Here is an 11399-nt window from a genome sequence, read left to right as displayed (position 1 = left end):
AAGAGTTGAAATTTCTCTTGATGAAGAAAAAGAAATGAGAGAATAAGAAGTAGTTATGTAGTTATATAGAGTTAAATTTCTTTACTAAAAACGTCCCGATTAGTCGGGGCGTTTTTTATTTTTGGTAGCATGAGATCATTTATAAACCGCGTGCTTCAACGCCTTCTATCTTCCGAAGAAAATATTTCAGAAATAACGTTTGTACTTCCCAGCAAAAGGGCCGGAGCATTTCTTATTAACGAACTTTCCAGGCTTAGCGAAAAAAACATTTTCGCCCCCAAAATTTATAGTATTGAACAATTTACTGAAGAGATTTCCGGTTTAAAAACTGTAGACAATACCATTTCGATTTTCGAGTTCTTTGAAGTGTACCAAAGGTGTACTCCAAAAGAAGAACAGGAAGATTTCGACACTTTCATGAATTGGGCACAAACGCTCATCCACGATTTCAATGAAGTAGACCGCTACCTGATCGATCACCGTGCATTCTTTAATTATCTTTCAGAAATTCAGGATCAAAAACACTGGTTTTTACAGGAAGAAAAAACAGATTTAATAAAAAACTATCTGAAGTTCTGGCACAAATTACCAGAATTCTATGAGAAACTTTCAGATAAATTTCGCTCTAAAAAGCAGGGATATCAAGGTCTCATTTACCGCAAAGCTTCAGAAAAAATCGCTGAATATGCCGCCGGACATTCTCAAAAGCATGTTTTTATCGGATTTAATGCGCTAAATGCTGCGGAAGAAAAAATATTCCAATATATGCTGGAAAATACTACTGCAGAAGTTTTTTGGGATATGGATGAAATTTTTCTCCAGGACCGGGAGCACGGTGCCTCTCTCTTTATAAGAGAATACCTGGAAAAATGGCCCTATTACCAAAACCACTCAATTCCTTTAACAACTGAAGAATACGCCGGAGAAAAGAATATTGAAATTGCTGGTATTCCCAAAAATATAGGGCAGGCAAAATATTTAGGTGAAATTTTGGCAACTATGGACCAGTCTGAACTGGAAAAAACAGCGGTTGTACTGGGAGAAGAAGATTTACTACTTCCGGTTTTAAACAGCCTGCCACCCCACATTTCTGCACTTAATATCACAATGGGATTCCCTCTTAAAAACGCTCCAATAACTTCCTTTTTTGAAAAGCTTTTTCATATCCACCTTAACAAAGAAAAAGAATATTATTACAAGGATGTTATTTCCATAATTAATCATCCTGCAATTGCCCCTATTTTGAATCCGCATGCTGCAAAGGCAACCGCAAAGATTAGTAAAGAAAATATAGTTTACCTAAAGCCCGAAAAACTAATTTCCTTTTTTCCTGAAGATCTTAAAAACCTCATTACTTATTGCTTTAAAGATTGGCAAGATGCTCCAAAACTGGCGCTGCAAAATTTACAGGATATTATTTCTGAAATAAAGGCACACCTCAAATCAACAGAAAACAACCTGGGGCTGGAATTCCTTTACCAGTTTCACGTACTTTTTAACAAGCTGGAAAACCTGAACGAATTGTATCCTCACATAAAAACTATTAAGTCCTTACACAGCTTCTTCAGGGAAATGATGAGTACCCAAAGCCTGGATTTCCAGGGGCGACCGTTTAACGGACTCCAATTAATGGGGATGCTGGAATCCCGCGCGCTGGATTTTGAAAATGTTATTATCACCTCGGTGAATGAAGGGGTGCTACCTTCAGGGAAATCCAGCAATTCTTTTATTCCGTACGATCTTAAAAAAGCATATAATCTACCGACTTATAGAGAAAAAGATGCGGTATACACCTATCACTTTTACCGATTGCTGCAAAGGGCAAAAAAGGTGACGCTGCTATACAACACTGAAAGCAGCGGATTAAATGCCGGTGAAAAGAGCCGTTTTTTGACGCAGCTGGAAATAGAAAAACAGCCCAAACATCAAATAATTAAAAAATCCATTGCGCCCAAAGTAAGTGCAAATCCAAAGCAGCTTCAGGAAATACAGAAAACGCCGCAAATCATGGAGAAAATCCGATCTTTGGCAGCTTCGGGATTTTCACCTTCAGCTTTAACGACTTACATCAGGAATCCACTCGATTTTTACCACCAGTATGTTCTGGGCATCAGGGAGCAGGAAGAAGTAGAAGAAACTGTGGCTTATAACACGCTGGGAACGGTAGTTCACGATACGCTTCAGAATTTCTATGAACCTTATGAAAATCAGCTCATTTCCGAAGAAATTATTGAAACTTTTATAAAGCGGGTCGATAGCGAAATTAAACTTCAGTTTGAAAAATCTTATACCCGTTCGCCCATGAACAGAGGCCAGAATTTGCTCATTTTCGAAGTGACAAAACGCTATCTTCTCAATTTTTTAAAATATGAACAGAAACGTCTCAAACGAGGGGATGAAATCCAAATCCTGCAGATAGAAAACAACCTTAAAGCTCCTCTGGAAATTCCCGGACTGAACTTCCCCATCTTCATACGCGGAAAAGTAGACAGGGTTGAAAAGACAAACGGAATTACCAGGATTATCGATTATAAAACCGGAAAAGTAGAACAAAATAAAATTGAAATTTTCGACTGGGAAGCCATCGCTACAGATTATGATAAATACAGTAAAAGTTTCCAGGTATTGACTTATGCAACGATGATAAACATAACCAAAAGGTTAGAACAGCCTGTGGAAGCCGGAATAATTTCCTTTAAAAATCTAAAGGGCGGATTTCTGAAATTTTGCAAAAAAGAGACTCCGAACCAGCGAAGTGCTAAAAAATATAAAATAAACAATGATATTCTCGAATCTTTTAAGATAGAATTGAACAAATTAATTGTGGAAATCTGTAATCCTGAAGTACCTTTCACCGAGAAAGAAATAAAGAAATCCTACGGAAGTTTTTAGGGAAGGCTTCCTCTCCAAAAAAGAATAAATGGAAATCAAAAAAAATTTAGTGATAGAAGGAAAACACGGCAAACCCATTGTTGCCGATCTATTTTTTGAATCTGAAAATAAACCAAAACCCATAGTAATATTTTGTCACGGTTACAAAGGCTTTAAAGACTGGGGCGGCTGGAATTTAATGGCCGAATGGTTTGCCCGCAAAGGTTATTTCTTCGTGAAATTTAATTTCTCACATAACGGAACTACTCCAGATAACCCGACGGAATTTTTAAATATCGAGGCTTTTGGAGATAACAATTTCACCAAAGAACTGGACGATTTACAATCTGTTATAGATTACCTGTTACTTCCCGATTTTAAATATTTAGCACATCTGGACGTTTCAGATATTAACCTTATTGGCCATTCCAGGGGCGGCGGAATTACTATAATTAAAGCTGCGGAAGAAAAAAGAATTACCAATCTTATCACCTTTGCATCGGTAAGCGACTTTGGATCGAGGTTTCCAAAAGAGGACGAACTTGAATTGTGGAAGAAAAAAGGTGTTCGATATATTACCAATACCAGGACAAAACAGCAACTCCCGCATCACTTTCAATTTTACCGCAATTTTAAAGAGAATGAAGAGCGCCTGAACATTCAGAAAGCAGCAAAGAAGCTGGAAATCCCACATCTGGTTGTTCACGGCAGTAGTGACACGAGCGTTTCCATAGCAGATGCCGGTAATCTTTTTGAATGGAGCCCGACCTCAAAATTATTACTTGTGGAAAATGCAGATCATGTTTTCGGAATGAAACACCCGTGGAAAGAAGAAGATTTCTCTAAAGATTTCAAGTATGTCCTGGACAATACTTTGAAATTTATGGAAACAGACGATCAGGATTTAATAGATGCTTACGGAGACTAGAAAAGAGCGTAAAAGCAAAAACCACTGCGTTTGCAGTGGTTTTGTGGAGAATATCGGAGTCGAACCGATGACCTTTTGGCTGCCAGCCAAACGCTCTAGCCAGCTGAGCTAATCCCCCGTTTGAGTGGCAAATGTAATAATTTTCTTGAAATAACTAAATCTTTTATTTTCTGAATTTCAGATGATCACAATTGCTAAGAAAAAACATCTTGAGCAGATAAAACTACTTACCGACTCCTGCGCTGTGGCTATGCGGCAAAAAGGAATTTACCAATGGAAGGAACATTACCCTTCCAGGGAGCGACTTTCCGAAGATATTGAAAAGCAGGAGTTGTATATAAAGGTCGAAAATTGCCAAATTGAAGGCATCATTGTTTTGACCAGTTTTATGGACAAAGAATATCTTCCTGTTAAATGGCTCACCAATAGCGGAAATAACCTCTATATCCACCGCCTGGCAACAAATCCTGCTAAATGGGGCTCCGGGACTGGAAAAGCACTCATGGATTTTGCTGAAAATCATGCCCGGCGGCATAACTTTGAATCCGTGAGGCTGGATACCTTCAGTAAAAACAAGCGCAATCAGCAATTTTACGAATTCCGCGGCTACAAAAAGCTGGGAAATATTTTTTTTTCGAAGCAAAGTGAACATCCTTTTCATTGTTACGAGCTGGTGCTCTAAAATGGCAATTTTCGGCCTTAGTTTTAAAAGCAAGCCTGAAAACAGCAGCAGATATTTATATTTGCAACTTAATCTTTCTCAGTGGCGACTTCGGTAAGTTTTAGGAACATCAACAAAATCGCTATTCCGGCGATAATTGCAGGAATTGCAGAGCCGCTTATTTCGCTCACAGATATCGCGGTTATTGGAAATGTTGAAGAAAATTCTGTAGAAGCCCTGGCCGCAGCTGGGATTGTAGGTTCTTTTCTTTCTGCTATCATTTGGATTGTTGCGCAAACAAAAACAGCAATTTCAGCAATAGTCTCTCAGCATCTTGGTGCTAACAGGCTGCACGCGGTAAAAACGCTTATTCCGCAGGCCATTGGTTTTAATTTCCTTTTCAGTTTAGTTATTTATGCCGTTACCGCTTTTTTTGCTGAAGCGATTTTTAGCGCTTATAATGCCGAAGGCCTTATTTTACAATATTCAGAAAATTATTACCAGATTAGGGCGCTGGGTTATCCTTTAACGCTGGTTACTTTTGCGATATTTGGAGTTTTTCGGGGTCTGCAAAATACGCTGTGGGCAATGAAATGCAGCCTTACCGGTGCCGTCGTGAACGTGGCGCTGGATTATTTGCTGGTATACGGAGTTGAAGGTTATATTCCCGCCATGCACCTGGAAGGTGCTGCTTTTGCCAGCCTCGCCGCCCAGGCTACAATGTTGGTCATGGCACTCTGGTTTTTTTTTAAGAAAACTCCGTTTCATTTTAAGTTGAGTTTTAATATTAATCCGCAAATGAGGCCGTTGTTGCTTATGGCGGCTAATCTTTTTGTACGAACCGCTGCCCTTAATTTCGCTATTTACCTTGCCAACGCCTATGCTACAGATTACGGAAAAAATTATATCGCTGCGCAGAGTATTTTAATGAACATCTGGCTATTCTTTAGTTTTTTTATTGATGGATACGCCAACGCCGGAAATGCCATTGGCGGACGTTTACTTGGCGCAAGGGATTATAAAAATTTATGGGAACTGAGTAAAAAGATAAGTCTCTATGCGGTTCTTATTGCATTGATTTTAATGGGAATCTGCGCAATTTTTTATGAACAAATCGGCCTGTTATTTAATAAAGAAGCCACTGTCCTTGCCTTATTTTCTTCAGTATTCTGGATTGTTTTACTGATGCAGCCTGTAAATGCCATTGCTTTTATGTTCGATGGAATATTTAAAGGTCTGGGTGAAGCAAAATATCTTCGGAATGTTCTTCTGGCCGCTACTTTCCTGGGGTTCACTCCCACCCTGCTAATTTCAGATTATTTCGGACTAAAACTGCACGCTATCTGGATGGCTTTTTTCGTTTGGATGCTGATAAGGAGCAGCGCTTTAGTCATCCAATTCCGAAGAAAATATTTAGATAAGGAAGTTTGAATAGTCTTTCTTTCATCGGGTATCACGGCAAACTTCCGAAGAAAATATTTTGATAAGCAAATAATAGTCCACCGAATGGGATTGTCTTTTGCAGCTAATTATTAGCTTTTATAACTTATATTTTGTCCTGTTTTTTTGTCCTGTTTTTTCAAACATCTTCAATTCTATACCTTTTTTTAGATCCCGGCTTGCTGTGGCGCCAGAAATATCCTTAAAAACCTCCATATAATCTTTTCTCGTAAACTCTGCCTTGTCTAAGCTAACAAAATATTCCAGCCTATCCTTTTCTGTAAATATTCTATGACTAAAATCCAGTGAACCTGTTAATGACTGGTCAATTATACCTAACATATAGGCTAAAAAAGGTGTGGAGCTACCAGCCTTATCACTTTTTGCTAAAGCGGCATAATATCTTTCCTGATCCTGACTTATTAAAGTTTCAAAAGGAATGTACTCGAATACCGGATATTTATGCATTAAGATTAGTGTTTGCCATAACCTTCCCATTCTCCCATTTCCATCTATAAATGGATGTATAAACTCCATTTCATAATGAAAAACACAGCTTTTTATGAGTTCAATTTCCTCTGATTTTCTCAAATATTCAAATAAATCCTTCATTAGATACGGAACATTCTCATGTGGTGGTGCGAAATGCTCTACATTCGAGCCTTTCATAATTCCTACTCCTTGTTTTCTGTATTTCCCCGCACCCTCTATCAAATCTTTCATTAGATCCCTGTGACAATCTAAAAAAGATTTTTCTTCAAAAGGATTATAATTCACAAGACTCCCATAAATTTCAATGGCATTCAAAACTTCCCTCACATCTCTCTCAGGTCCTATCACCCTTTTGTTATCTAAGAGTGCGGTTATTTGCTGCTCAGAAAGGGTATTTCCTTCTATTTTTAAAGAGGAATGGATTGTTTTTATTTTATTTTCCTTCCTTAGCTTCGGCGATGGTTTGGCTAGATAATTAGCATTTATAGCTCCAATTTTTTCTGAAATTGAAGTTATAGATTTTAGTATTATAGGGGTAACTTGATATGGTGGCTTCATTTGATAGTATCATTTGATAGTATCAAATATAAGTGGTTTTTTATTGTTCAAAAATGTGTCATGCTCTAAAATGCCAATTATCGACCTGCAGAAGTGAAGAATTCGACAAACTCCGAACTACAAACTCCAAACAAATATGTAAATTTGAGTAAAACCAAAGCAAACAATGACCACCACACGCGAAAACGGCAGCCTATACACCAAAGTTAAAAACAAAATTGCCACCCTGGAATTTGGACATCCTGCGAGCAACTCTTTTCCCTCCGAATTATTGAAAAGACTGGAAAAAGAAATTAACCGTCTTTCTGAAGATGATTCTGTAAACCTCATTATCCTTAAATCTGAAGGCGAAAAAGCTTTTTGTGCCGGTGCTTCTTTTGATGAACTTATGGAAATTGAAAACCCCGAATCTGGCAAAGAATTTTTTTCCGGCTTTGCAAATGTGATCAATTCCATGAGAACATGTAAAAAGCTTATTATAGGTCGTGTACAGGGAAAGACTGTAGGCGGCGGAGTAGGTCTTGTTGCTGCGTGTGACTATGCTATGGCCACAGAGGCCGCGGCAATAAAACTTTCGGAACTGAGCATAGGTATTGGTCCGTTTGTAATTGCCCCGGCCGTAGAAAGAAAAATGGGAGTTGCCGCTTTGGGAGAGTTAACGCTGGCTGCCCATGAATGGAAAAATGCCTATTGGGCAAAGGAAAAAGGCCTGTACGCAAAGGTTTTTGAATCTATTAAGGATCTTGATAAGGAAATAGAATTTTTTTCTGAAAAACTGGCCTCCTATAATCCGCAGGCTTTGCTGGAAATGAAGCGCGTTTTGTGGAAAAACACTATCCACTGGGATAAATTGCTGGAGGAAAGAGCAGAAGTTTCAGGGGAATTAGTACTTTCAGAATTTACAAGGGAAGCTTTGTCAAAATTTAAAAAATAAGAAATAAACACAATGTAAATTATTAAAAACTAGAATCAAATGTATTTAAATTACATTAATTTTGATAACGACCCTGCTTATCAATAAGGATATGAATTAGGTTTTAGAATAGGATCCTTTATAGGCGGACACTGGCTTCTAATAGCAGTAACGCTTTTAATATTAGGTAGCATTTTGTTCTTCATAAGAAGGTCCAGGCGAAAAAGTCTTCAAAAATTAGCTAAACCAGTAGATTCAAAAACCTAAAATTTTCTTACTGCCAGTGGATATATAAAATAAACATTCTACCTTTTCAGATTACTTTGAACTTTGAACTTTTAATGGCCTTACAACAGCATTTACCACAGGACCGCGACCCATCTGAAGATCAGATGTGGGGATACAGCTTATGGGAATTTATTGCCGGTAACTGGATGTACCTTATTGCGATAATTTTTCTGCTGGCCATTTTTTTTTACGCGCGTTATAGCTGGCGCAAAAGACACGAAAAATGATGCAACAGGAGACAGAAATGCCCGATGGAGAAGCCTGGGAAATTCTCAGCTTCCTCAGTGGTTATGGATTTTGGCTCTTACTGGCCATTTTGCTGGTAGCGGTAGTGCTTTACAAAAAGTTCAGGAAGTAATTAGCGGGTTTTTAACCAGCCCGTAATACTCAGCCGTTCCTGTTTCACCGGCTTTACCTCATGCTCCAGCACCTGACTTTCAAAAATTACCATACGACCCGGAAAAGGAAAAATACTTTCTGAAGTTTCAACTCCATTTTCATCCTTATAGATCACGAGTTCTCCGCCATTTTCAGGCTTCCAGTCTTCCTGGTTGAGATAACAAACCATAGAAAGTTTACGCCGTCCGTCATTCTGGAAAGTATCCAGATGCCGCTTATAGAATGTTCCTTCAGGATAAAGTGCATAATGAAATTCCTTCGTCAGGATTCCGAGGAAACAGGTTTTATTCAGGTAATCTACAAGAGAATTGATTTTCTTGAAAAACAACTTTTCTGCATCGCCAGCTTCAGCTTCGTTAATCCACAAAATAAAATCCCCGCGTACAGATTTTGCTATTACTTCGTTGGTCCTGTTACCAATAGCCGCTTTTTTAAAATTGTCTTCGGTATATTTATTCAGAAGGGAATTGCGCAGCGCCTCCACTTCGTCTTCGTCAAAAAAAGAATCGACAATCGAGTACTGGTTCTCTAATAGATCAGAAATGATCTTCTCGTACAGCGGATTCTCCCGAAACTCCAGCTGCTCATATAACTCTTCTGATGTTGCTTCCATAGTGAAAAAATTTGCCAAATATAAAGTAGAAAATGATTGCCTGTATAAAAAATTTATGCGTCGAAAATCTTTTATCTTTGCAGCAAAATCGAGATGCCATGAGCAAGATAAGGATTACCAAACAATTTTCTTTTGAAACCGGCCATGCCCTTTACGGCTACGACGGCAAATGCAGAAATGTTCACGGCCATAGTTATAAATTGAGTGTTACAGTTTTGGGAGAGCCAATTACAGATCCAGCGCATGTAAAATTTGGAATGGTAATCGATTTTGGCGACCTTAAAAAAATTGTGAAGTCAGAAATTGTAGATCAATTTGACCATGCCACCGTTTTTAATAAAAACACGCCACATGTCGAGCTTGCAAAGGAACTTCAGGACCGCGACCATCATGTGATTTTGGTGGATTACCAACCCACGAGCGAAAATATGGTTATCGACTTTGCTTCAAAAATTCAGAAACACCTGCCGTCCCATATTCATTTACATTCTTTAAAACTTCAGGAAACTGAAACTTCGTTTGCCGAGTGGTATGCGAGTGATAATGAGTAGGGCGCAACCCTAACGGGTCGGGCTATTCGCTTTTAGTCCCGCCGCACAAAAAAGTGCACCGGGAGCTAACCGCTGCTATCCCTTGCGCAACCACCCCGGCCTCCGGCCACCCCTCCTTAAAAGGAGGGGAGCTTAAAAAACGTACATGACAGTTCCTTCCCTTTTTTAAAGGAAAGATGGACATAAGGGTTGAGTTCATTCTCACTCTAAAAATTTAAATTTTAGATGCTCGCTTATATCTTATTTTTCAGATCTTTGTAAAAATTGCAGAAGATGGCCACAGTAGAGGAAATAAGAAATGGCTTAATCGACAAAATCCTTTCTATTCAGAACAAGGAAATCTTGGTTGCTCTGGATAGAATTGCTGATTTTAATGGTTCAGAATCAGATGTTATTCCATTAACAGAAGAACAAAAAGAAATTTTGCAAATGGCTGAAGATGATATTCAAAACGGAAGGCTGATTTCTCAAGAGGAAATGAGCAAACGAAATATTGAATGGCTGGGCGAAAGATAATCTGGACCAAAACAGCCGATATACAGTTGGTTGGTGTTTTGGGATACTGGGTTAAACGAAATAAATCTAATGTCTATTCAAGAAGACTAATTCATCTGGTAACGGACAGGACAAAGCAGATTGCCGAAAATCCTTTCCTTTACAAGCCAACTAACTTTAAAAACGTAAGAGTAGCATCTTTGGGAAATTTCAGCATTTATTATAAGCTTTTTAAAATTTCAGATAATCATCACTTCATTTTGGGACAACCTTCAAGACCCAAAACAACTCTTAGATATTTTGAAAAACAATACATGATTCATTCTCCTCATTGAGGAGGGAAATCAGACCTCACAGATACTGTGTTTAAAACCTGTGAGGTCTTGTGCTTAAAATATTATCTTTACAGCCAGAATTGATTTTATGACTATTCCTGAAGGCAAAAAGGTTTATTTTTCCAGCGACAATCATCTTGGTGCGCCTACTCAAAAAGAGAGCAGACTGCGGGAAAAGAAATTTGTACAGTGGCTCGATGAAATTAAGGAGGATGCTGCTGCCATTTTCCTGCTCGGGGATCTCTTTGATTTCTGGTTTGAATACAAACATGTTGTTCCCAAAGGATTTGTGCGTACCCTTGGCAAACTTGCTGAAATTAAGGACAGCGGAATTCCGGTATACTTTTTCGTAGGGAACCACGACTTGTGGATGAATAATTATTTTGAAGAGGAACTTGATATTCCGGTTTTTCATAAACCCAAAGAATTTGAATTCAACAACAAAACTTTTCTGATTGGACATGGCGACGGGCTTGGTCCCGGGGATCACGGCTATAAACGTATGAAGAAGGTCTTTACTAATCCGTTTTCAAAATGGCTTTATCGCTGGCTCCACCCCGATCTTGGCGTTCCGCTGGCGCAGTATTTTTCTATTAAAAATAAAATGATTTCAGGTGAAGAAGACCAGGGATTCCTGGGAGAAGATAAGGAGTGGCTTATTCAGTACTGCAGCCGAAAACTGGAAAAAAAGCACTATGACTATTTTCTGTTCGGGCACCGGCATTTACCCCTTGAATTTCAGCTAACTGAAAAATCTATGTACATCAACACCGGAGACTGGATTAATTACTATACCTATGCTGTTTTTGATGGGGATGATGTAAAGTTGGAAAAGTTGTAGGATTGAGGAAGCCT

At 38.6% G+C, this 11399-nt stretch carries 13 protein-coding genes and 1 tRNA gene; 11 read left to right on the top strand and 3 right to left on the bottom strand.

The features are described from left to right. The first annotated feature begins 129 nt into the window (after window positions 1-129). Together RM545_RS16185 and RM545_RS16180 are read left to right on the top strand one after the other, a co-directional pair. Window positions 130-2892 carry a PD-(D/E)XK nuclease family protein gene (locus RM545_RS16185; RefSeq protein WP_311496330.1) on the top strand — a complete coding sequence of 921 codons (2763 nt, stop codon included), beginning with the start codon at window positions 130-132 and terminating at the stop codon, window positions 2890-2892. A gap of 28 nt (window positions 2893-2920) precedes the next feature. Then, window positions 2921-3799 (top strand): alpha/beta hydrolase family protein, encoded by an 879-nt coding sequence (locus RM545_RS16180; RefSeq protein ID WP_311496329.1) that lies wholly within the window; start codon window positions 2921-2923, stop codon window positions 3797-3799. Between the two features lie 44 nt (window positions 3800-3843). Here RM545_RS16180 and RM545_RS16175 read toward each other — a convergent pair. Beyond that, a tRNA-Ala gene (locus tag RM545_RS16175) sits at window positions 3844-3917 on the bottom strand. A gap of 63 nt (window positions 3918-3980) precedes the next feature. Here RM545_RS16175 and RM545_RS16170 point away from each other — a divergent pair. Together RM545_RS16170 and RM545_RS16165 are read left to right on the top strand one after the other, a co-directional pair. Further along, window positions 3981-4481 carry a GNAT family N-acetyltransferase gene (locus tag RM545_RS16170; protein WP_311496328.1) on the top strand — a complete coding sequence of 167 codons (501 nt, stop codon included), beginning with the start codon at window positions 3981-3983 and terminating at the stop codon, window positions 4479-4481. A gap of 81 nt (window positions 4482-4562) precedes the next feature. Then, a complete protein-coding gene (locus tag RM545_RS16165; protein ID WP_311496327.1) occupies window positions 4563-5891 on the top strand; it encodes an MATE family efflux transporter in 1329 nt (442 codons plus the stop codon). Window positions 5892-5999: 108 nt separating this feature from the next. Here the strand turns inward: RM545_RS16165 and RM545_RS16160 are convergent, their stop codons facing one another. Further along, window positions 6000-6950, bottom strand: a complete 951-nt coding sequence (locus tag RM545_RS16160) for a Fic family protein (protein ID WP_311496326.1) — start codon at window positions 6948-6950, stop codon at window positions 6000-6002. A 166-nt stretch (window positions 6951-7116) separates the two neighbouring features. Between RM545_RS16160 and RM545_RS16155 the strand changes: the two genes are divergently transcribed. The 3 genes from RM545_RS16155 (at window position 7117) to RM545_RS16145 (ending at window position 8509) form a co-directional block, all read left to right on the top strand. Continuing rightward, entirely contained in the window at window positions 7117-7884 is a 768-nt protein-coding gene (locus RM545_RS16155; RefSeq protein WP_311496325.1) for an enoyl-CoA hydratase/isomerase family protein, read from the top strand. 320 nt (window positions 7885-8204) lie between these two features. Further along, entirely contained in the window at window positions 8205-8378 is a 174-nt protein-coding gene (locus RM545_RS16150) for a hypothetical protein (RefSeq protein WP_311496324.1), read from the top strand. After that, on the top strand, window positions 8375-8509 hold the full coding sequence (locus RM545_RS16145) for a hypothetical protein (protein ID WP_311496323.1): 135 nt from the start codon (window positions 8375-8377) through the stop codon (window positions 8507-8509). The genes RM545_RS16150 and RM545_RS16145 overlap by 4 nt, the downstream gene beginning before the upstream one ends. On the opposite strand, the gene RM545_RS16140 is transcribed toward RM545_RS16145, so the two are convergent. Beyond that, window positions 8510-9163: a 2OG-Fe(II) oxygenase gene (locus tag RM545_RS16140; RefSeq protein ID WP_311496322.1), complete on the bottom strand. Its 654-nt coding sequence runs from the start codon at window positions 9161-9163 to the stop codon at window positions 8510-8512. A gap of 98 nt (window positions 9164-9261) precedes the next feature. Between RM545_RS16140 and RM545_RS16135 the strand changes: the two genes are divergently transcribed. The 4 genes from RM545_RS16135 to RM545_RS16120 all read left to right on the top strand — a co-directional run bounded on the left by RM545_RS16135 (window position 9262) and on the right by RM545_RS16120 (window position 11385). Further along, window positions 9262-9714, top strand: coding sequence for a 6-pyruvoyl trahydropterin synthase family protein (locus tag RM545_RS16135; RefSeq protein WP_311496321.1), 453 nt, complete (start codon window positions 9262-9264; stop codon window positions 9712-9714). A gap of 273 nt (window positions 9715-9987) precedes the next feature. Beyond that, a complete protein-coding gene (locus RM545_RS16130; RefSeq protein ID WP_311496320.1) occupies window positions 9988-10230 on the top strand; it encodes a hypothetical protein in 243 nt (80 codons plus the stop codon). Beyond that, complete coding sequence (locus RM545_RS16125) at window positions 10212-10544, top strand: hypothetical protein (protein WP_311496319.1); 333 nt, start codon at window positions 10212-10214, stop codon at window positions 10542-10544. The genes RM545_RS16130 and RM545_RS16125 overlap by 19 nt, the downstream gene beginning before the upstream one ends. 88 nt (window positions 10545-10632) lie before the next feature. After that, entirely contained in the window at window positions 10633-11385 is a 753-nt protein-coding gene (locus RM545_RS16120) for a UDP-2,3-diacylglucosamine diphosphatase (RefSeq protein ID WP_311496318.1), read from the top strand. Window positions 11386-11399: the final 14 nt, after the last annotated feature.

Source organism: Autumnicola lenta, assembly GCF_031846515.1.
Classification (GTDB): domain Bacteria; phylum Bacteroidota; class Bacteroidia; order Flavobacteriales; family Flavobacteriaceae; genus Autumnicola; species Autumnicola lenta.
The sequence above is the reverse complement of the archived record's forward strand: the minus strand, read 5'-3'. Positions and strand labels throughout refer to the sequence as shown.